Origin of the sequence: Virgifigura deserti, from assembly GCA_003576685.1 — a bacterium.
GTDB classification, from domain to species: domain Bacteria; phylum Pseudomonadota; class Alphaproteobacteria; order Dongiales; family Dongiaceae; genus Virgifigura; species Virgifigura deserti.
Map to the genome: position 1 here is coordinate 676,979 of QOZR01000001.1, position 20,330 is coordinate 697,308.

The 20,330-nt window shown below is 64.5% G+C and carries 17 protein-coding genes and 1 tRNA gene; 6 read left to right on the forward strand and 12 right to left on the reverse strand.

Annotated elements, in window-relative coordinates; genetic code table 11:
- Positions 1–27: 27 nt before the first annotated feature.
- From DT069_RS03305 to glnH, 4 genes are all read right to left on the reverse strand, one after another.
- Entirely contained in the window at positions 28–1,095 is a 1,068-nt protein-coding gene (locus DT069_RS03305; RefSeq protein ID WP_119458810.1) for a C45 family autoproteolytic acyltransferase/hydrolase, read from the reverse strand.
- Complete coding sequence (glnQ, locus tag DT069_RS03310; protein ID WP_119458811.1) at positions 1,085–1,813, reverse strand: glutamine ABC transporter ATP-binding protein GlnQ; 729 nt, start codon at positions 1,811–1,813, stop codon at positions 1,085–1,087. Before glnQ ends, DT069_RS03305 begins: the two co-directional genes overlap by 11 nt.
- On the reverse strand, positions 1,810–2,466 hold the full coding sequence (glnP, locus tag DT069_RS03315) for a glutamine ABC transporter permease GlnP (RefSeq protein WP_119458812.1): 657 nt from the start codon (positions 2,464–2,466) through the stop codon (positions 1,810–1,812). The genes glnQ and glnP overlap by 4 nt, the downstream gene beginning before the upstream one ends.
- Positions 2,467–2,587: 121 nt before the next feature.
- Positions 2,588–3,334, reverse strand: a complete 747-nt coding sequence (gene glnH / locus DT069_RS03320) for a glutamine ABC transporter substrate-binding protein GlnH (RefSeq protein ID WP_119458813.1) — start codon at positions 3,332–3,334, stop codon at positions 2,588–2,590.
- A 267-nt stretch (positions 3,335–3,601) separates the two neighbouring features.
- Here glnH and DT069_RS03325 point away from each other — a divergent pair, with 267 nt between their 5' ends.
- The gene (locus tag DT069_RS03325; protein ID WP_119458814.1) at positions 3,602–4,486 is read left to right on the forward strand and encodes an arginase family protein; all 885 of its coding nucleotides are present in this window, start codon (positions 3,602–3,604) and stop codon (positions 4,484–4,486) included.
- A gap of 45 nt (positions 4,487–4,531) precedes the next feature.
- On the opposite strand, the gene DT069_RS03330 is transcribed toward DT069_RS03325, so the two are convergent.
- The 6 genes from DT069_RS03330 to DT069_RS03355 all read right to left on the reverse strand — a co-directional run bounded on the left by DT069_RS03330 (position 4,532) and on the right by DT069_RS03355 (position 11,373).
- Positions 4,532–5,140 (reverse strand): hypothetical protein, encoded by a 609-nt coding sequence (locus DT069_RS03330; RefSeq protein WP_119458815.1) that lies wholly within the window; start codon positions 5,138–5,140, stop codon positions 4,532–4,534.
- 18 nt (positions 5,141–5,158) lie between these two features.
- Positions 5,159–7,849: a valine--tRNA ligase gene (locus tag DT069_RS03335; RefSeq protein ID WP_119458816.1), complete on the reverse strand. Its 2,691-nt coding sequence runs from the start codon at positions 7,847–7,849 to the stop codon at positions 5,159–5,161.
- 91 nt (positions 7,850–7,940) lie between these two features.
- Entirely contained in the window at positions 7,941–8,849 is a 909-nt protein-coding gene (locus tag DT069_RS03340) for a DUF2497 domain-containing protein (RefSeq protein WP_119458817.1), read from the reverse strand.
- 86 nt (positions 8,850–8,935) lie between these two features.
- Positions 8,936–10,309: a TolC family outer membrane protein gene (locus DT069_RS03345; protein WP_119458818.1), complete on the reverse strand. Its 1,374-nt coding sequence runs from the start codon at positions 10,307–10,309 to the stop codon at positions 8,936–8,938.
- Between the two features lie 71 nt (positions 10,310–10,380).
- The gene (locus tag DT069_RS03350) at positions 10,381–10,713 is read right to left on the reverse strand and encodes a rhodanese-like domain-containing protein (protein ID WP_119458819.1); all 333 of its coding nucleotides are present in this window, start codon (positions 10,711–10,713) and stop codon (positions 10,381–10,383) included.
- Between the two features lie 9 nt (positions 10,714–10,722).
- Positions 10,723–11,373, reverse strand: a complete 651-nt coding sequence (locus DT069_RS03355) for a protein-L-isoaspartate O-methyltransferase family protein (RefSeq protein WP_119458820.1) — start codon at positions 11,371–11,373, stop codon at positions 10,723–10,725.
- A 270-nt stretch (positions 11,374–11,643) separates the two neighbouring features.
- Here DT069_RS03355 and DT069_RS03360 point away from each other — a divergent pair.
- Positions 11,644–11,717, forward strand: a tRNA-Cys gene (locus DT069_RS03360).
- A 12-nt stretch (positions 11,718–11,729) separates the two neighbouring features.
- Here DT069_RS03360 and DT069_RS03365 read toward each other — a convergent pair.
- Entirely contained in the window at positions 11,730–12,374 is a 645-nt protein-coding gene (locus DT069_RS03365; RefSeq protein WP_119458821.1) for a PEP-CTERM sorting domain-containing protein, read from the reverse strand.
- Positions 12,375–12,620: 246 nt separating this feature from the next.
- Between DT069_RS03365 and DT069_RS03370 the strand changes: the two genes are divergently transcribed.
- The 4 genes from DT069_RS03370 to DT069_RS03385 all read left to right on the forward strand — a co-directional run bounded on the left by DT069_RS03370 (position 12,621) and on the right by DT069_RS03385 (position 19,444).
- Positions 12,621–13,532 (forward strand): hypothetical protein, encoded by a 912-nt coding sequence (locus DT069_RS03370; protein WP_119458822.1) that lies wholly within the window; start codon positions 12,621–12,623, stop codon positions 13,530–13,532.
- A 67-nt stretch (positions 13,533–13,599) separates the two neighbouring features.
- Complete coding sequence (locus DT069_RS03375) at positions 13,600–14,994, forward strand: class I SAM-dependent methyltransferase (protein WP_119458823.1); 1,395 nt, start codon at positions 13,600–13,602, stop codon at positions 14,992–14,994.
- An 11-nt stretch (positions 14,995–15,005) separates the two neighbouring features.
- Positions 15,006–16,124, forward strand: a complete 1,119-nt coding sequence (locus DT069_RS03380; RefSeq protein WP_119458824.1) for a glycosyltransferase family 4 protein — start codon at positions 15,006–15,008, stop codon at positions 16,122–16,124.
- Between the two features lie 14 nt (positions 16,125–16,138).
- Positions 16,139–19,444 carry a glycosyltransferase family 4 protein gene (locus DT069_RS03385; protein WP_162912951.1) on the forward strand — a complete coding sequence of 1,102 codons (3,306 nt, stop codon included), beginning with the start codon at positions 16,139–16,141 and terminating at the stop codon, positions 19,442–19,444.
- Here the strand turns inward: DT069_RS03385 and DT069_RS03390 are convergent.
- Complete coding sequence (locus DT069_RS03390) at positions 19,373–20,323, reverse strand: glycosyltransferase (RefSeq protein ID WP_119458826.1); 951 nt, start codon at positions 20,321–20,323, stop codon at positions 19,373–19,375. The two genes, DT069_RS03385 and DT069_RS03390, sit on opposite strands and share 72 nt — an antisense overlap.
- Positions 20,324–20,330 lie beyond the last annotated feature (7 nt).

Below are 20,330 nucleotides of genomic sequence, written 5' to 3' on the forward strand. Positions count from 1 at the left end.
TCCCTCCGCCATCAGGCCACCGTCGTTTCAGGCCGCCGCCGGTACAAGCCCGCCTCCCATGACGAAGCGCGCGGGCTGCCGGGGAACATCGTAGACACTCCACTCCACCTTGTCAGCGGTGACGCCGAAGATCGCGGTTGCAAGCGTGTTCTCGACATCGGGATCGGCAGGATCGGTGCGGTGAATCGGAAGCTCGGGATCGTCGGCGTCCCACAACACCCGCAAGGCGTCCGGCTCACCGGCGGCTTGGCGCATTTGGCCGATCAGCTTGTTGCCGCGTGCCTGCCGCTGCCCCGACGAACCGGTCACGATCTGCGAGACCCGGTCCATATCGGCATGAATGAGATGATTGGCGTGAACGCCGGGCGTCCTGATCCGGCGCACCGAAAGGCGAGTCGCGGTGAATTCGACGCTCAGCAGCCGATCATCGCCCGCCTGCGCCAGCGTGAGGTGGAAGGCGCCGGCCCGATCGGCAGATCGGAGAAGAGCGAGGGCGCCGTCGAGATCGCGCGCATCGAGCACGGCCCGCGTCAGGATCATGCGCGGAACACCGGCGCCGCCATCGAGCGCCCGAACATTGTTGACGGTCTGGACGAGCCCGGCGGCGGTCACGGCAAATGCGTGTCCAGGCAGGGATCCCGGATAGACGAAAGCGGTGAAGGCGGTTCCAGCCTCCGATGCGATTCTCGCGAGGGCGCAGTGTCCGGCAAAGCCCGGATCGCCGTCCTCGTTGTGACCGATGAGATGTGAGGCTCCCGGCGGCGCTCCCGGAAACTGCACCGTGGTGCAGCCGTCCGGAGCCATTGATCGGATATCGCCCCGGCAGTTCCACAAGAAAACCTCGTCGAACGGCAGCCCAAGCCCGTCGGCAAGCCCATGCAGTTCGGCCCAGTAGCACGGGAACTGCGAACGCACGGCGGTGGCCATCCGGGGGATGCGCTCGTCGCCGGCGCGCGGCATCAGCTCGCGCCATGCCGGCGTGGCCGTCAGATGCTCATGGACCGCGCGCGCGCCGAACCGGCCGAGGGCATGGCCGATATCATAGGGTGCGCCCGATACCTCCAGAAACGGTAGCCGAACCGGGTCAGGCGACATGTTGCAGGAACTCTTGGAGGCGGACATTGTCAGGGCTGTCGAGCAGGTCGGACGGCGATCCGTCGACCGCGATCTTGCCATCCTCCATGAAGACGAGCCGCGTTCCTACCTTGCGTGCGAATGCTATTTCGTGCGTGACGACGATCATCGTCATGCCCTCTTCCGCAAGCGCCTGCATGACGCGAAGGACTTCATGGCGCAATTCCGGATCGAGCGCGGAGGTCGGCTCGTCGAACAGCATCAGCTTCGGCTTCACGGCAAGCGCGCGGGCGATCGCGACGCGTTGCTGCTGTCCCCCCGAAAGTTCGCCGGGATAGTGGTCGACGCGATCGGCGAGACCGACCTTGGCAAGCATCTCGCGCGCTTGGCGGCGTGCTTCCCGTCGACTCAGTCCGCGAACCCTTTGCGGTCCGAAGGCGACATTCTGGAGCGCAGTCATCTGCGGAAAGAGATTGAACTGCTGGAAGACCATGCCGGCTTCCTGGCGAATCAGCCGCACTTTCGAACCGCCGGCGCGCACGCTGATGCCGTCGACGATGAGGTTGCCGCCATCGATGAGCTCGAGCGCGTTGATGCATCGGAGAAGTGTCGATTTTCCGGACCCCGAGGGACCGATGACGACAACGACCTCTCCGGCCTCGATCGAAAGATCGATTTGGTCAAGCACCAGAAGAGCGCCGAACCGCTTGGTCACCTTCTTGAATTCGACGATGCTCATAGGATGCGCATCCGCTTTTCGGTGACGCGCAGAATGAGAGTGAGCGTTCCCGTCATGACCAGATAGAGGATCGCGACCGCGGACCATATCTCGACCGCCCGGAAGTTCGCCGCCATGATTTCCTGTCCCTGGCGCGTCAACTCGCCGACGCCGATGACGATGAACAGCGATGTGTCCTTCAGGCTGACGATGAACTGATTGCCGAGCGGCGGGATCATGCGTCGGAAGGCGACCGGACCGATGATGTAGACGAGGACTTTCCACACCGGCAGGCCGAGCGCGAGGCCCGCCTCACGCAACCCCTTGTGGACGGACAGGAAGGCGCCGCGCACGATTTCGGCAATATAGGCGCCCGCGTTCACGACGATTGCGATGATTGCCGCCGTCAGCGGATCGACGCGGATGTCGGCCAGTGTGGGAAGGGCGAAGTAGATGAACATCACCTGCACGACGATCGGCGTGCCGCGGATCAGTTCAATGTAGGTGAAGGCCAGCCCGTTGACCGCGGCATTGCCATAGGCGCGCATCAGGCCGGAGACAAACCCGACGACGAGACCGCCGGTGAGGCCTGCAAGCGCGATCAGGATGGTCAGCCGCGCACCCTTGAGGAGAGCCGGCAATGCGTCCACCACGACGGTCCATTCGAATTCCATAACCCTATCCAATCCGGCCAATCCGGAACCGCGGACCAAGCCCAGGGCAGCGATCCACCGACTCAGGGAGAAAGCGCGCGTCCGAGTTGAACCCCGGAGCGCGCGCAATCAACGAAAGGCGTCAGCTCTGCGGCTCGGTGCCGAACCACTTCTTGTAGATCGCCGCATAGCGGCCGTCGGCCTTGATGGCCTTCAGCGCTTCATTGACCTTGGCGACGAGGTCGCTGCCTTTCGGAAACGCGATGCCGTACTCGTGCGCCATCATCTGCTTGCCGACGGCCTTGACCCTCCCGTCCCCGGCATTGGCTATGTAATAGAGCACGTTCGGCGTGTCGTGCATGGCAGCGTCGACGCGGCCGGTCTGCAGTTCGAGATAGGCGTTGTCGATGTTCGGAAACTGCCGGAGTTCGGTCTCCTTGAAATTCTCCTTTGCGTAATCGGTCGCCGAAGTGCCGGTCTTGACGGCCAGCGTCTTGCCGGCGAGATCTTCCGCGCTCTTGATCGCGCTGTCGGCGGGAACCATCAGCAGGAAGCCGCTGTCGTAGTAGCCGTCGGAGAAGTCGATGACCTTCTTGCGCTCGTCCTTGATGGTTATGCCGGCGAGCGCCACGTCGACCTGCTTGGTCTGGAGCGCCGGGATTATGCCGTTGAAGTCCATCGGCTGAAGCTCGTAATCGAGGCCGAGATCCTTCGCGATCTCGTCCCAGAGATCGATATCGAAGCCGACATATTTGTCGCCATCCTTGAACTCGAACGGCACGAAGGCCGTATCGGTGGCGACAACCAACTCTTCCGCGCTTGCGGATTGGCCGAAGAGAAGGGTCGCGGCCAATGCGGTCGCGACCAGGTTTCCAATGGCGAGTTTCATGACCGGCTCCCTGTGATTCTGACGAATTGAGGCAGGTACCGTACCATCGATGGCGGTCTTACGCAAATATTCGATGCAATCTGACCGTATATGCACTTTTTATTTGCGCTAACCGTTGGCGCAGTTCGAACGGATGAACCTGCTCTCGGTGAAAGAACGCGATGTGCTGGGGCGTCTTCTCGACAAGCTGCTTTACGCTTGACCGCGAGCATTGTAACCACACCTGTCGTCTGTGCGATCTCGCCTCCTGCCCAAAGGAGAGATGTCATGACGGCACCCCGCTTTGCCATCGTCGAGGCCCCATCGATCCTCGGTCTGCGCCCGACCGGGGTCGAGTTCCTGCCTGAGGCGCTTCTCGAGGCGGGCCTCGCCGAGAAGCTGAACGCCCGCCATGCCGGACGCGTCACCCCACCGCCGCACGACGCCTTGCGGGATCGGGAAACGATGATGCTGAACCCGGCCGGCATCCGTGACTACTCGATCGAACTCGCCGATGCCGTGGGCAGCGTGCTGGACCGCGGCGAGTTCCCGATCGTGCTCGGCGGCGACTGCTCGATTTTGCTTGGAAACCTCCTCGCGCTGAGGCGGCGCGGGCGTTACGGGCTTCTATTCATGGACGGACACGCGGACTTCTATCAGCCCGAGGCCGAGCCGACGGGAGAAGGCGCCTCGATGGATCTGGCGCTTGCGACCGGGCGCGGTCCGGATATCGTCACCGACCTGGAGGGCCGCCGGCCCCTCATGCGCGATGAGGACGCGGTGCTGTTCGGCCAGCGCGATGCGGAGATGGCGGAGCAGTATGGCAGCCAGCCAGTACCGGAGCGGCTCCGGACCATCGACCTTGTCGAGATCCGGCGCGTTGGTGCCGGAGCGGCCGCAACGGGTGCCGTGGCTCACCTGACGCGCGACGAGCTGGCCGGGTTCTGGCTCCACCTCGATGCCGACGTTCTCGACGACGCGATCATGCCGGCGGTCGACTACCGCATGCCGGATGGACTCGCCTGGGACGAGCTTACGACGGTGCTGCGCACAGCCGTCGCGAGCGGCCGCGCTATCGGTATCGAGGTCACCATCTTCAATCCGCGCCTCGATCGAAGCGGCCAAATTGCCGAAGCGCTCACGCGGACGCTCGCGGACGGTTTGGCGTCGTAAGGTCGATCTGCCGAATTATCGCAACCTCTTGCGGTTCGCGCCGCCTCACCTTTCCTCGCCAAGCTGCGCGACCGCGCGCAACGGCTGCTGGAACAGGTAGAACTCCGAGACCGGTGAGGTGTCGCTTACGACGATGCTGAAGCTCGCCTTTTCCCCCGCTTCCACGGCGCCGTCCCAGAACGAGACGGAGTCATAAGGCTCATCCACCTCGGCATTCCGCGAGAAAGCGCTCGACAGGAAGGGTCGGCCGATCATGGTCGCCTGACCGAAGGACAGCCCATCGCCATAGGGACTGTGAGAGTCCAGAACTTCGCGAAGCTCCAGCTCATATTCGTACCAGGGCCGGCCGGTGCGGTTGATCGCCACCTTGGTCATGGCGAAACCGACCATATGCTGCGAACCGATCCGGTTGCCGAACCGCGGCGCGAGGCCGCGGATGACGAGAACGATCTCCCCCGGCCCCGTCACCTCCTCAATGACGACGAAGGGGTCGTCGAGCAGGCCGCGCCCCGTCACTCCGAGCAGCGTGAAGCCCCCCAGCTCGTCGCTGAAGGTCACCCCCTCGACGGTGAAGGTCTTCGCGGCCGCTGGGACAACCAAGCTTTGGGCAAGAAGGAGGAGCGCTCCCGCTGCGATCCGGTCACCGGCCCGCATCGGTCGCCGCTCCACCGGCTACATCGCCGCCAGCCGGTCGAGCGCGCCTTTCAGCTTGTTCCGCACCTGAACCGCCTCGGCGAGCCGCTCGCGCTGGTCATCGACAACCTCCGGCGGGGCCTTGGCGAGGAACTGCTCGTTGGCAAGTTTCTTCTCGATCTTGGCCGTGTCCGCCGCCAGCTTCGCGATCTCCTTATTGAGTCGCGCCTTTTCCTGCTCGACATCGACGAACTCCGCCAGCGGCAGGATCACCGTCGCCTCGTCGACCACGATCTGAACCGCGCCTTTTGGCGGCTCGTCCGCCGTAACCGCGATGGACGACAGCCGCGCCAGCCGCAGAATCAGCTCGCGATGCCTATCGAGACGCGCGCGCATGGTGTTGTCGGCGCCGCGCAACTGCATCGGAATCTGCGCTGCGGGGGGAACGTTCATCTCGGAGCGCACGGCACGGACCTCGGTGATCAGACGGATCACCCAGTCCATCTCGGCCGCTGCCGCCTCGTCCACCAGCTCCGGCGGATAGACCGGCCATTCGTCGGTGATCAGCATCCTGTCTGCGGCCGCCGCGCCGCCCGTCTGACGCCACAGTTCCTCCGTCAGGAACGGCATGAAGGGGTGCAAAAGGTGAAGCAACTGCCCCAAGGCCCACGCCGTGGCGGCCCCGGTCTCCTGCTTCGCCGCCGCATTCTCGCCAGTCAGAATCGGCTTCGCGAACTCAAGGTGCCAATCGCAGAACTCGTGCCAGATGAAGTGGTACAGGGCGTTGGCCGCGTCGTTGAAGCGATAGGCCGCCAGCGCCACCTCGACCCGGCGGGCCGTCTCTACGACACGACCGACAATCCAGCGGTTCACCGCTTGGCTGCAGGCCTTCGGGTCAAAGGCGGGGTCCGGCTGGCAGCCGTTCATCTGGCAGAACCGCGCCGCGTTCCACAGCTTCGTCGCGAAGTTCCGGTATCCCTCGACCCGCCCTTCGGAGAGCTTGACGTCGCGGCCTTGGGCGGCGAGCGCGGTCAGGGTGAAGCGCAGCGCGTCGGCGCCGTATTTCTCGATGAGGTCGACGGGGTCGATGATATTGCCCTTCGACTTCGACATCTTCTGGCCGAACTCGTCGCGCACCAAGGCGTGGATGTAGACGGTGCGGAACGGCACGTCCCCCATGAAATGCAGGCCCAGCATCATCATCCGGGCAACCCAGAAGAAGATGATGTCGAAGGCGGTAACGAGCACGTCCCCTGGGTAGTAGCGGTCCAGTTCCGGGGTTCGCTGCGGCCAGCCGAGCGTGGAAAACGGCCAGAGCCCGGAGGAGAACCAAGTGTCCAGGACATCGGCGTCGCGCCGCAGCGGCACGCTCTTGCCGTAATGCTTGGCCGCGGCGGCCTCGACCGCCTCCTCGGTCATCTCGACGAATACCTCACCGTCCGGCCCGTACCAGGCCGGAATCTGGTGCCCCCACCAGATCTGCCGCGAAATGCACCAGGGCTGGATATTCCGCATCCACTCGAAGTAGGTCGCCTCCCACTGCTGCGGCACAAATTTCGTGCGCCCCTCTTCGACCGCGGCGATGGCAGGCTTGGCCAGCGTCGCCGCATCGACGTACCACTGGTCGGTCAACCAGGGCTCGATGACGACGCCGGAGCGATCCCCGTAAGGAAGCATCAGGGTGTGATCGTCGATCCGCTCGACGAGCCCTTCGGCCTGCAGGTCGGCAACGATCCGCTCGCGGGCCTCGTACCGCTCGAGCCCCCGATAGGCCGCCGGCACGTTCTCGTTGAGGCAGGCATTCTCGTCGAAGATGTTCACGCGCTCGAGGTCATGCCGGCGGCCGACCTCGAAATCGTTGAAATCATGCGCCGGCGTGATCTTGACCGCGCCGCTGCCGGTTTCGGGGTCGGCATGCAGATCGGCGACGATCGGAATCCGCCGCCCGACCAGCGGCAGGATGACATGCTGACCGATCAGATCCTTGTAGCGCTCGTCGTCCGGATGGACGGCAACGGCGGTGTCGCCCAGCATCGTCTCGGGTCGCGTCGTGGCGACGACGATGTAGGCTCCGTCCCGCCCCTCGATTGGGTAGCGGAAATGCCAGAGATGTCCTTTGACCTCGCGCTGCTCGACCTCGAGGTCGGAAACGGCGGTGTGCAGCTTCGGGTCCCAGTTGACCAGCCTCTTGTCGCGGTAGATCAGGCCCTGCTTATAGAGGTCGACGAAGACCTTGCGAACGGCCTCGCTCAGGCCCTCATCCATGGTGAAGCGTTCACGCGACCAGTCCGCCGAGTCGCCCAGGCGGTGAAGTTGCCGGATGATGGTGCCGCCGGACTGGGCCTTCCACTCCCAGACCTTCTCGATAAACGCATCACGGCCTATCGTCTTGACATTGGAGCCGCCCGGGGAGCCCGGCCGATCGAGCACGATTCCCGCCTGCGCGAGCTGCCGCTCGACGACCATCTGCGTCGCGATCCCGGCATGGTCGGTGCCCGGCTGCCACAGCGCGTCGAAGCCGCGCATCCGGTGATAGCGAATCAGGATATCCTGCAGGGTGTGATTGAGCGCGTGCCCCATATGTAGGCTGCCGGTCACGTTCGGCGGCGGCATCATGGTGGTGTAGGGTCGCGCGGACGACTCCGGATGCGCCGCGAAGGCATCCGACTTCTCCCACAATGCATATTGCCTGGCCTCGACCTCGGCGGGCCGAAAGGTCTTGTCCAGCATCGCTGAACCTTCTCTTACTGACTCTGACTGATCGGACCGGGCTGTTCGACAACCCGGTCCAAGGAATCCGGACGAAGGAGGTATCCGCCGCTTAGGCCTTGTCTTCCGCCCGTCGGACCATTCGTTGGATTTCGGTGCGGACGACCCGTTCGACAAGATCGGGAAGATTGGCATCGAGCCATTGCCGAAGCATCGGTTTCACTGCTTCGCGCACGAGATCCTCGACCGAGCGGCCGCCATCTATCGGCGTTTCCTTGTCGCGCGACACCGTGCGAGCCAGCTCGGCGAGAGCAGCTGTCGACGCCGCCTCGGCTTCCTGGGAGACCAGCTCCAATTTCTTGCGCGCCTCATTCGACATCTTTTCACTCTCCATCCTGTCATCGGCCTCGAACGCGGGCATCGTCTCAGCCTGCGGCTTGGCCGTTTCGACCTTCGGTTGCTCCGCCGTCTCTGCAGGGGGGGCCTGTTCCAGCTCCGATGGGCCCAGCTCCGGCTGATCCGACTCCGGTTGAGCCGGCGCCCGCTCGTCCAGCGCCGGCGGCATTTTCCGCTCCGTTGCGTCCGGCTCCCCGAACGAGCCGACGGGTGAGTCCTCGGGCAGATCCCCTGGCAACTCCTCGGGCAACTCCCCAGGCAGCTCCCCGGGCGGGCTATCAGGCGGCTCCGGAAGGCCCGCTGATTCGGGAGTCGTCGATAAATCTGTGGCGGCCGGCGATTGCGCGGCGAGGCTGACGACGGATCCGTCCTCGGCGACCATCTCCGTCAGGACCAGAATCTCCGACTCGCCGCTCCCGACCGCCCGAAGCCGCGGCCTTTCCGCCTCTTCATGTGTCGGCTTCTGTTCGCTTTGCGCCGGCTGGGCCAGACGAGGCTCGCTCCTCTCCGGCGGCTCGGATTTCGACTCGCTCTGCGGTTCCTGGCCGTCCTCGGAAATGATCCGCCGGATCGATGCCAGGATCTCCTCCATCGACGGTTCCTGCTGGCTACGCGTCTCGCTCATTCGCCCGCCCCCTCAACAGCCGGTTCTACCGGCGATCGGCGCAGGGCACACAGATCCAATTATTTCGCCGCAAATAACGCGGCATGTCATTCGATCGGCGCCCCCAAGCCGTACCATTTGTCGCGAACCTCGAAGTAATGCTCGTCGACATCGTAATAGCTCACCGGCAAATCCAGATCCGGGGCCGTCAACTGTCCGACCGCGGCCAAGACCTGAAACCCGGCGACGACCCGATCCCGTTGCGCAGTGACGACATTCACCTGCGCGTCCAGCGCCTCCTGCTCGGCATCGAGGACGTCCAAAATCGTCCGGGCGCCGACCTGCGCCTCCTGACGGACGCCTTCGAGCGCGATATCGGCCGCCCGCGCCTGAGCCTGGAAGGACTCGATCTGGGCAATGGCGGTCTGCAGCGCTTCCCAGGCCGTCGTCGCCTGGCGCGCCGCATTGCGCCGTGCTTCGATGATCTGCAGGCGGCGTTGCGACGCGATCTGCTTCGCCTCCCGCAGGCGCGAGGTCACTTCCCCTCCCTGATACAGCGGCACGACAAGCTGTGCCGTGACTGAGGCACCGTCCGTCCGGACACCTTCGAACGAGAGATCCTCCCCCGTCGTCAGATCGCCATTCAGCGATAGCTGCGGCAGCAGCTCGCCGAATACGACATCCGCGCCCTCGACCGCCGCCTTCTCAGCGAAAATCGCCGCCAGCACAGCCGGATTCTGAACCGAGCCGGCGATCGCTTCATCCTGCGTCGCCGGCAGAGTCAACAACAGCTCCGGCGCTTCCAGCGTCCCCGGCATGTCGCCGACCAGCTCCCGATAGGCGGCGCGCGAAGCGGTGAGATTGCCTTCGGCCTGGATGCGGTTCGCGGTCGCTAGCGCAAGCCGCGACTCAGACTGCGAAACATCGGTACGGGTAATCTCGCCGACCTCGAAGCGGTCGCGCGCGGCCTGAAGCTGACGTTGGAGAACCTGCTCGTTGTTGATGGTCAGTTGCAGGACGGCCTGATCGCGGACGACGTCCATATACGCCGCCACGGTGTTGAGCAGGACATTCTGCTCGACCGAGGCAAGCTGCGCGCGCTGGGAAAGGACGAGGTTCTCTGCCTGGTCGGTGGCGGCCACCGTTCGGCCGCCGCGATAGAGCGGCTGATTCAGATTGAGGTTCGCCGAACGCGGAGTCAGCGTCTCGCTTCCGCCGGGCGACGATTCCTGCCATTCGCGGCCGACCTCGCCGTTGAGCGTGACGGTGGGGCGCCAGCCGGACAGGGCCTGAGCCACCAGCTCATCCCGTGCCCGCAATTCGGCGCGCCCGGCCAGCAGCGTCGGATTGTTCTGATAGGCCTTGGCAAGGGCGTCCACCAGCGTTTCCGCACTCGCCGCCCCGACGCCCCCTTGAACGGCAATGACGACAGCGACCGCGCCCGCTGCCAATCGACCCACCGCTCCGTAAAATCGGCGCATCGTTCCCCCAATTCCTGATCGGCCTTGCATCGACAATCCTTTGGTTCCGTCAACCATCTCCGCTCGACGTCTCAATAACGTTGCATCGATGGCTCAACCTGCCGGGCCCAAGCGTCGATCCCGCCGCTCAGGTTCACCGCATTATCGTACCCATTCCGGCGCAACCAAGCCGTCGCCTGCTGGCTGCGCATGCCGTGATGGCAGAGTACCACCAGCGGCTCGTCCTTCGGCAACATCCTTGCCTCGCCGGTCAAATGATCGAGCGGCATATGAAGGCTTCCGGAGATCCGGCAGATCTCCCACTCCCAACCCTCACGTACGTCGACTATGGTCACTCTTTGATTCTGCCGACGAAGATCGGCCAGATCGGCGACGGTGAGTTCCGGCGGAAGGGAGTCAGGCATCCACCGGGCCTAGAAGATGAAACCCGGTTGTCGGGAGAAGCCCGGGAGACGCGCCACCGCCGCGTCGAAGATGATCCGGCCCGAGGTCACGCCGTGCGTCCGCTTCATCAGAGTCGCCCGGCCGACGCCGTCATGGAGCACCACGGCCACGAGCCGCCCACCCTCGGCGAGCTGCTGCAGAATCGCGGGCGGCACGAACTCCACCGCGCCTTGGAGGACAATGACCTGGTAGGGGCCCTGCTTTGGACAGCCTTCCTCTAGCGGTCCTTCGACGACAGTGACGTTGCCGATCGACAGCTCGGCGAAGAGATCGGCCGCCCGAGATGCCAGGGCCTTGTCGCTCTCGACGGCGACCACCGTATTGGCCAGGCGCGCCGCCAGGGCGGATGAATAGCCGGTCCCACAGCCGACATCGAGCAGGGTGTCGCCCGGCTGGATCGCCGCCATCTGCAGGAGCTGTGCCAAGACCATCGGCTCCATCACGAATCGGCCATTGCCGATCGGGATGTCCTCGTCACAATAGGCGAGGCTGCGCAGGGCCTCGGGCACGAACAGTTCGCGCGGCACCGACGCCAAGGCCGCCAGCAACTCCTCGTCGGTCACCCTGTTAGGGCGGATCTGACCCTCGATCATGTTCTGCCGCGCGGCAGCGTAATCCATGATATCTCCGTCGTCTTCCCCAAGCGCCCGGCCCCCTCGGGAAGCCCCCCAGCGAGCCCCCAGCGAGCCTAGGGGCCCTGCGCGGCTTTATACTGACATCCTCAGGCGATGACAATGTCACTCGTAACCATTCCCGGCACCATTCCCGGCCATGGGGCGATCCGTCACGCGTGGCTCCGAAAGGCCTGTGACGTGCTTGATTCGCGGCCGGCCTAGGCTTATATGTCGCCGCTTGCCGCCGGCCCGCCATGATTTCGGGCCGGCGCATCTGGCCCGGTGGCAGAGTGGTCATGCAGGGGACTGCAAATCCCCGTACATCGGTTCGATTCCGGTCCGGGCCTCCACTCCTCGAAGCCTTATCTTGGCAAGGCAAATCGCGTGCCGGCGAACTCGGTCAAGGCCGCGCGCCGCCCGGCTAGGTGCGATGTCAGTAGAATACCTAGGCCGACGAGCATCAGGGCGAACGTTCCAGGCTCGGGAACGGCGGTCGACGACGTCGAGACGAGGCGCCATGAACCCTCAAAGGTACAGGGCGTCGGCGACCAGAAGCAGCCGTCATCGCCGAAGTCGCTGGTATAGGTGCCGGTCCACAGCCCGCCGGGATTGGAGGCCATGGTGAAGGTTTCCTCCAAGGTATTGAGGAAGAAGGTTCCAACGAGCAACGCGCCCTGCGGCTGAAGATCGAGCGTCATCCACGCCAGCGCGACCGGAATTTCGGGGAACGTCGGCTCCGTGCCGCAAAGCGGATAAGCGCCAAAGGCACCGCTGATGGCGCCGATACCGGCCGCCTCGAAGCTGCAGCCGTCGCCGTCGAACGTGACGGGTCCGTCGTCAAAGAGATGCAGCTTCAGATCCACACCCGAAAACGCCGATCCCGGCTCGCCGACGATTTCGGGGTCGCCGACCGCCGCCCGGGTGGTGTGAAACTGGTAGACGACACCCGCCTGTGCCGCTGTCGACAGCAGAAGCGCGCCCAGTAGCGTTGTCAGGAATTTTGTCATTCATTGCCTCCCTACGCGCCCGATGGAGAAGCTTGCAAATTTCGGGCCAGCCACGTGAATCCGCGAGCTTGGATTCGACCGGCACGGGTGACTGTAAAAATCATCAACGATCACGACCGTTGTCTGTGCGCGACTGCCGGGGAATGCCGCGACGGCTCGCGGATCTGGACGCTTCAAGGCCTCCCGTGTATATCAACCTGTGGGCGCTGAGATCTGGCCCCGGCGCGAGCCGGGGACGGAGGCGGAATGAAACCGACCGTCTTCATTCACACCAACCACAAGCAGATGGTCGGCGCCCGGGTCTCCGCCTACTCGATGGTCCGGAATTCGTGGAATCGGGACAAGTTCGCGGTCGAGATCATCGCCCTGTCGGATTTTCCCGCGCTGCACCGGCGCCAAGGCCAGATCTATCCGCGCGAGGGCCGGCGCACCACCTGGGACAACGAGGACCTGCAGTCCTTCACACCGCTGCGGTTCCTGCCGCCGCAGTTGATGAATTATCAGGGTCGGGCGATCGTCACCGATCCTGACGTCTTCGCCGTCGGCGATATTCACGACCTGCTGACGCGCGACATGGGCGGCAAGGCAATTCTGGCACGAAAGATAGCGCCCAAGGACGGTCGCCCTCCCTGTTACGCCTCCAGCGTGATGCTTCTGGATTGCGCGAAGCTGCGGCATTGGCGCTGGGAGCAGCAGATCGACGAGATGTTCGCCGGCGCGCGCGACTACCGGCCCTGGATGTCGCTGCTCCTCGAGCCGGACGACGCGATCGGCCCTCTCGAGGAGGCATGGAACTCGTTCGACGCGCTCGGCCCCGAGACGAAGCTGCTGCACAACACCGGCCGGGCGAGCCAGCCCTGGAAGACGGGCCTGCCGATCGACTTCATGCCGAAGATCGTGGCGGGGCGGCAGCCCCGAAAATGGGGCATCATCCCACGACCGTGGATCTCGCGGATCAGGGCGGCCCTGTCCGGCAGCGCTTCGACCCGCATCTATCGCCCGCATCCCGATCCGAACCAGGAGCGCTTCTTCTTCTCGCTCCTGAGGGAATGTCTCGAACAGGGCATCGTGACCGAGGAGATTCTCTGCGCCGAGATTGGAAAGCGCCATCTGCGGCCGGACGCCTTTACGGTCATGGACCGGCTGGCCACCGGTTGAAAGGGCCTCGCTCCTTGCCTGCCGCCACCGACAGCCGGTCCGACCACACGCAGCCCCCAGGAGAGGCATGAGGCCCGTATCGGAACTTTACGGCAGGCACCCCGGCAGCGACATCTACATCGTCGGAACCGGCAGCAGCGTACGTGTCTTCCCGCTCTCGTTCCTCGAGGGCAAGATCACAATCGGGCTGAATATGGCGTGGAAACTTGCGCCGGTCACCTATGGCGTGACGATACATCCGGATCTCAATGTCCCGGAGTTCATGCCCGGAGAGGCGCCCCGGCCGGAGATCATCTGGATCACCAAGCGCCGCAAGGCGAAAGCGGTTCTCACCCGGACGCAGTTCGCGCAGGCCGACCGGCGCTTCTACAGCTTCGAGGCCGACGGCCAGCCGAACACGCAACCGCCCCATCAACCGAACGACGCCGGCCGCATTCTCGATTGGGTGCGTCGACCGCACGGTGATTATCTCTATCAGTGGTCTTCGATCTCCCAGACGGCCGCCAATCTCGCCGCGAACATGGGCGCGAAGAACGTCATTCTCGTCGGCTGCGACAATTGCGCGTTGCTGGAGAACCATCACGCCCATGACCAGCATACCCGCTGGAAGGGCGTGGATCCGCAGGACCGCTATCGGCAGTACCATGAAGGGCTGTCGGAGGTGCGACTCGCGCTACGCGAACGCGGAGTCAACCTGATCAGCATGACGCCCTTTCTCTCGCTCCTCGATCCGGAGACGGAGTTTCAGCATCTGTGCGCGGAACTGGATGCGCCGACCTTCGTCGCGAACGTCGATGCATCACCTGCGGACCAAAAAACAAGCATCAAGATTCAGAAACAGCCCTACGCCAACCGCGAAGTGAACCGTTGTCGCTTGGATGCCATCAAGGCGCATGCCGGGCGATCCATTCTCAACGTCGGCTGCGGCAGCGGCGCCTACGTTCTTGAGCTTGCCGGAGAATACGACATTCGCGGCATTGATCTTCAGCCGTTCCCAAGCTGGACGGAGATGCCGGACCGGTTCTCGCTCTCCGACGCGGCCAAGCTGAATCAGGCCGACGACAGCGTCGACACGATCGTGTCCTTCGAGACGCTGGAGCATCTTCCCGACCCCGAGAACGTGCTCCGCGAGTACCGTCGCGTGTGCCGGAAGAACGTGATTCTCACGGTTCCGAACTGCGACATCACCGAAGGCATGCGGAAGAGCAACATGCTCTATTCGCACTGGAGCGACCGGACCCGCGTGCAATTCTTCAATATGGAAAGCATCACTGGGCTGGTCCGCAAGGCGGGGTTTCGAGTCGGCCATGCCGCCTACATCAACGAAATCAACCTCAGCCCGCTGCTTCTCGAATATCTCGGTCTGCGTGGCCGCACGGGTCATCTTGCCGCCGGGCTGCTCCGCCGCCTGGGCAGGCAGCGGCACTTCACCACCTCGCTCGTCGTCGGGGAGAAGGCCTGACCGCGCCGCAGATGAGACGCTTCATCGCCGCAGGACTGGAAACTGGGTTCGGTGCCGTCATCTGGTGCCTGAACGTCCTTTCATGGCTGACCCGACGCCGGTACCGGGGCCTCCGCCGTGCAATGTCGAAGGGCGTCTTCCGGCTTCTGCTGCGGCTCGAGGGCCCCGACTCTCTGCGCCCCTCGAACGCGGCGGAAAATCTCGACGATCTCATCTTCCCCATTCCGGAAAAAACCCAAGGCTGGGTTCTCGAGGGAATCTGCAAGGACCTGCAACGGCACTACCCCGGCAAGAGCTCCATCCGGCATGTGAACTGGCGGCTTCCCGACGCGCGGGCCTATTTCTTTCCGCATTACGCGATCTACCCACGCTATCTGGAGGACAATCCGCGGCTCTGGGGCCGGAAGGCCCTGGTCTGGTTCACGCATCCCCGGCGGATCGGCATGCCGCAGGAGCAGCTCGCCGGCTATCTCAACCACGCATCCCGGATCGTCTGCATGAGCCCGACCTTCTATCCGGTGCTGAAAGAATGGGGCGTCGAAGAGGGAAAGCTCGCCTCGCTCATCGGCGCCGCCGACGAGGAGCTCTTCCGGCCGCATCGGCGCGGTGGGGGAGCCGTCGGGTTCTGCACGGCCTATTACGAGCGAAAGGCTCCGGACACTGTCCTGGACATCGTCCGGAGCCTGCCGCACCGGCAGTTCCTGCTTCTCGGACGGAATTGGGGCAGCTACCCTCGTTTCGGCGAACTCCTGGCCTGCGGAAACTTCCGTTATGCCGAGGCACCCTACAGCGATTATCCGGGCTTCTATGCGCAGATGGACGTCTTCGTCTCGGTCTCGCGCCTGGAAGGCGGTCCCATCCCCCTGATCGAGGCGATGATGAGCAACTGCGTCCCTGTCGCCAGCCGCACCGGCTTCGCCCCGCAGATCATCGAGGACGGCCGCAACGGCTTCCTGTTCGACGTCAACGCGCCGGCCGGGACGATCTGCGACCTGATCGAGAGAGCCTTCTCGCTCGACCTGGATGTGAGCGCCACGGCGCGCCACCTGAACTGGAAAGCCTGCGCAGCCCAGTTGGCGGGGATCGTCGAGACGGCGCAGGAACCGTGCCGACCCGCCGGATCGGGCTGATGGTGCGAGCGCCGATGTCGAGGCTGCGACAGTTTCTCGCAAGACATCTTCCGGGCCCCGCGCGCGCCCTCGCGCGCGACACGCACCACCGCTTGCGACGGTGGAACGCCGCGCACCGCGCAAGGCCCTCCGTTGAGGAATTCGACCTCGTCTTCATCATCCCGCCGAAGTGTGAAGGCTGGATTCTTGAAGCGATCTGCGCGGAGATCGGCCGGCGGACGGACGGACGTTGGATCATCATCGAGAACCAGCCGCCCTTCCCGAAGGCGCGCACCTATTTTTTCGCCCATCAATGGGTCTATCTGAAGCATCGCCGCGACTCGCCGCACTTCAAGTCTGCGAACCTTCTCGTCTGGTTCACGCATCCGAGTCCCATACCCTATAGCGAGAAGGAGATCGTCGACGGGCTGAACGACAGCACGAAGGTGATCTTCAGCTGCTCCGCGTTCGCGCGGGCGATGGTCGCCAAGGGGCTCCGCGAGGATCGGGCGGCGGTCGTTCTCGGCGCTGCAGACCCGCTTCTGTTCCGACCCCATCGACGCTCCGGGGTTGGCGCTGTTGGCTTTGTCTCGGCGTTCTACGAGCGCAAGAACCCCGACATGATTCTCCAGATCGTGCAGCGCATGCCGCATCGCAGGTTTCTCCTGGTCGGCCGGAACTGGAAGGACTATCCGCGATTCGCCGAGCTCGAAGCCTGCCCGAACTTCCGGTATTGGGAACTGGACTACGCGGCCTACCCCGACGCTTACGCGCAGATGGACGTGTTCGTGTCGCCGTCGCTTCTCGAGGGTGGCCCGATTCCGCTGGTCGAGGCGATGATGAGCAATGTGGTTCCTGTTGCGAGCCGCACCGGCTTCGCGCCGGATCTCATCGCCGACGGCGAGAACGGCTTCCTCTTCGAGCCCGGCGCGCCGACCGAACGGATCTGTGCGCTGATCGAGCGCGCCTTCGAGCTCGACACCGATGTCCGCGGCACGGTGGAGCACTATGACTGGGACAATTTCGCCCGCCGGATTCTCGATTTCGCCGTCTCGATGCCGGGAGACCGATCCCGAATCACGATCGCCTGGTACGCCCCGGAGCGGGATCCGCAGGTCGCGAGCCTGCGCTATCGCTGCTTCCTTCCGGCGGCGCATCTGGAGGCGCTCGGATTCGACTCCGTCTTCATTTCGCGGACGAATCTGAAAGAGGTCCGCAAGGCCGACTGCCTGGTGATCGTGAAGTATTTCGACCCCTGGTCGCTCGCGGCGGCGCATCTTGCCGACGATGCCGGCATCCCCGTTCTGCTGGACCAGTGCGAGAACATCTGGCACCCGAGCTATCGGGGGGCGTCCGGCAAGGTCTGGCGAAAATATTTCGACGCGCTCGCCGCCCTCGCCTCCGCCGTGATCACGCCCAGCCTCTTCCTGGCCGATATCGCGCGACGGAGCCTGCCGCGCGAACTGCCGGTGCTCATGGTCCCGGACCCGGTGGAATCCGAGGCCGACTGGCGCCTCGTCACGGCGATGTTGCGGCGCCAGGGTGGGGCGTCGCAACCGAAGGGTACCAGACAGAAATCGTCCGCCGTTGCGACGGTCGCATCCGGCCTGCCCGGCAAGCGCATCCTCTGGTTCGGCAACCACGGTTCCGGCCATGCCAAGGGAATGCTGTCGCTGCTTTCCATCGCGCCGATTCTGGAGCGAATCTCCCGAGACATTCCGCTCCATCTCGTGGTCGCGAGCAACAGCCGGGATAAATATGACCGCTATATCGAACCCCTGGCGCTGCCGACCGCCTATGTCGATTGGGACCCGGTCGCGATCCACGAACTGATCCGCTCCGCCGATCTCTGCGTAATGCCGAATCCGACCGATGACCTGATGCTGGCGAAGTCATCGAACCGGATCACTCTGGCACTCGGCCACGGAACGCCGGTGGTGGCCACCATGCTTCCGGCGCTCGAACCGCTGAAGGCGTGCATCGTCGCGGATGACTGGGAGCACGGCATTCGCGCCTATCTCACGGACCCGGTTTTGGTGAAGCGGCATCTCGACAGCGCCGCGGCGATCATCGCCGCCGACTATTCCGGCGCGGCCGTTGCCACCAAGTGGGCGGAGACGCTGCGATCGGCGCTGCCTGTCCGCGCCTCGCCTCCACGTTCCGCCCGCACCTCATCGGCCGAGACGCGCCTCCTCATCGCCGTGACGTTGCCGCAAGATCTCGACCTGCTTCTACCCATCATAGCGGCAGCCCGACAGCGCACGGATCTGGTTCCGACCATCGCGGTGCCGCAGGGCGTCCTGACCGAGTCGCCCCGGGTCTATCGGGCGCTGCTCGAGATGCAGATCGTCCCGCGCGTCGTGACCGAGGCGGAGATCCTGAATGGCGCGCTGTGGGTCGATCAGGCCTATGACGCGCTGCTGACCGCCGCCGAAAGCGACCTGCCCGCGCACAGGCTGGGCCACGCGCTGACGCGCCACGGGCGCAGCCGCGGCGTCCGGACCTACACGGTTCAGCATGGCTACGAGAATGTCGGCCTGACCTATTTCGACTCGGTCCATGACAGGACCGTATCCTTCGCCTCGGCGACGATCTTCACCTGGCAGGACCTCTCGCGGCTGGAGACGGCGGTATCGCCGGAAACGCTGGCGCGCTGCGTCGCCGTCGGTTGCCCGAAGCCGATACAGCCCGCTGCGACGCCACTTCCGATCGAGGCCACGACCGGCGTCACCGTCGCCGTCTTCGAGAATCTCCACTGGCACCGGTTCAGCGACCTCTATCGCCGCCAGTTCATCGCGGACCTTTGCGCGACGGCGCGGGCGCTGCCCGAATGGCGCTTCCTGGTCAAGCCGCATCATGCCGGGCGCTGGCTTAATCACGGACGGCGAAGAGCCCTGTCCGAGAGCCGGAACATCCTGCTCATCGATCCGGCGGACCCACGTTGGGAGGCCTTCACGGCACCGGCCTTGATCGCTCATGCCGACGCCGTGATCTCGACACCCTCGACCGCGATCCTCGATGCCGCCCGGGTCGGCTTGCCGGCCGCGGTCGCCGGCTATGACCTGAATCTTCCGCTCTATCGGCCGCTGCCGATTCTCCGCGAGGAGGCAGACTGGCTCCGCTTCCTGCGCGACTCCGATCGGGCGCAACTCCTGACCCTCGGACGCAGCTTCGTCGACAAGGCCGTCCTCCCGGGTGATGGCGCGGCAAGAATTCTCGACCGGATCATCGAGGATGCCGTCAGCCGGCGAGCGCGCAGGTCGGTTCCGTCAGCGCAGGCCGTATCGTCTGGCGGCGCGTCCGAATGTTCGTCGCAGCGGGAGAAGCCGGGTCGACAATGATGATCGGGCCGCCGCTTCGCGCTCCCGCATCGCCGCATAAGCCGCCCGGTGCTTGATGAATCCGGCGTCGGCATCGATTCGGTCCAGCATGGCCTTGCGCGTCCGGTCAGCGATGGAATGATCGGCCGGCAGGCGCAGTTCGGCCAGCAAGGACGGGCGAAAATGGCCGAAACGCACCTCCTCTTCGATTTCGGCCCAGCTCAGAGCGCCCGCCTCCAACATCTGCTTGACCTCGTTCAACCAGAGCCAGCCGTTCCTGTTGTCCGTCGACACCCAGGGCTGAGTCTCCATGTCAGTGTAGTGGATCAGGCAGGTTTCCGGCCGGTAGACCTCAAGGCTGTTCCACCGGAATGGGACCGCATAGCGAATCTCGGTCTCGTCGAGGATGCAGAGGCGGTGGACCAGATCTTCGTAGCCGTAGGCACCGTCGAGGCCGGCGATGATCGCCTCCGGTTGCCAATCCAGGCGCTCGCAATCGAGCAACATCACCGAGCATTGCTTGGCACGCCTTGTCCGGCCGAGCCGTCGCTTGCCTCGATGCTCCTCGGGTATCGCCTCCTGGATTATCACCTTCGCGCCATCGAACGGCAGGGTCCAAAGTTCGGCGATGTCCTGAAGGACCAGCATATCGGCATCGAGATAGAGGGCGCGGCCGCGATAGCCGGCCAGACGCGGAATGGCGAAGCGCGCGAAGCTGAAGCCCGTGCGCTGGCGTTGGCGCAGATCGCGCGGCTCGGGCAGCGGCAGGTCGAGCATCGGGATCAGCTCGACTGGTAGGTCGGTATGGCGCCTGACGGAATAGTCGAGGACCTTCACCGCCAGGAGCTGGGAGCGGTCGGTGCCGACGAAGATGCGGACCGGATCTTCGGTCGCGCTCATCAGAAGG

Bases quoted from the DNA above. Each gene is read 5' to 3' on its own strand.
- DT069_RS03305 (WP_119458810.1), bottom strand. From the start codon at position 1,095: ATGTCGCCTGACCCGGTTCGGCTACCGTTTCTGGAGGTATCGGGCGCA.
- DT069_RS03370 (WP_119458822.1), top strand. From the start codon at position 12,621: ATGAAACCGACCGTCTTCATTCACACCAACCACAAGCAGATGGTCGGC.
- glnQ (WP_119458811.1), bottom strand. From the start codon at position 1,813: ATGAGCATCGTCGAATTCAAGAAGGTGACCAAGCGGTTCGGCGCTCTT.
- DT069_RS03390 (WP_119458826.1), bottom strand. From the start codon at position 20,323: ATGAGCGCGACCGAAGATCCGGTCCGCATCTTCGTCGGCACCGACCGC.
- DT069_RS03325 (WP_119458814.1), top strand. From the start codon at position 3,602: ATGACGGCACCCCGCTTTGCCATCGTCGAGGCCCCATCGATCCTCGGT.
- DT069_RS03375 (WP_119458823.1), top strand. From the start codon at position 13,600: ATGAGGCCCGTATCGGAACTTTACGGCAGGCACCCCGGCAGCGACATC.
- DT069_RS03385 (WP_162912951.1), top strand. From the start codon at position 16,139: ATGTCGAGGCTGCGACAGTTTCTCGCAAGACATCTTCCGGGCCCCGCG.
- glnP (WP_119458812.1), bottom strand. From the start codon at position 2,466: ATGGAATTCGAATGGACCGTCGTGGTGGACGCATTGCCGGCTCTCCTC.
- DT069_RS03340 (WP_119458817.1), bottom strand. From the start codon at position 8,849: ATGAGCGAGACGCGTAGCCAGCAGGAACCGTCGATGGAGGAGATCCTG.
- DT069_RS03365 (WP_119458821.1), bottom strand. From the start codon at position 12,374: ATGACAAAATTCCTGACAACGCTACTGGGCGCGCTTCTGCTGTCGACA.
- DT069_RS03355 (WP_119458820.1), bottom strand. From the start codon at position 11,373: ATGGATTACGCTGCCGCGCGGCAGAACATGATCGAGGGTCAGATCCGC.
- glnH (WP_119458813.1), bottom strand. From the start codon at position 3,334: ATGAAACTCGCCATTGGAAACCTGGTCGCGACCGCATTGGCCGCGACC.
- DT069_RS03345 (WP_119458818.1), bottom strand. From the start codon at position 10,309: ATGCGCCGATTTTACGGAGCGGTGGGTCGATTGGCAGCGGGCGCGGTC.
- DT069_RS03350 (WP_119458819.1), bottom strand. From the start codon at position 10,713: ATGCCTGACTCCCTTCCGCCGGAACTCACCGTCGCCGATCTGGCCGAT.
- DT069_RS03380 (WP_119458824.1), top strand. From the start codon at position 15,006: ATGAGACGCTTCATCGCCGCAGGACTGGAAACTGGGTTCGGTGCCGTC.
- DT069_RS03330 (WP_119458815.1), bottom strand. From the start codon at position 5,140: ATGCGGGCCGGTGACCGGATCGCAGCGGGAGCGCTCCTCCTTCTTGCC.
- DT069_RS03335 (WP_119458816.1), bottom strand. From the start codon at position 7,849: ATGCTGGACAAGACCTTTCGGCCCGCCGAGGTCGAGGCCAGGCAATAT.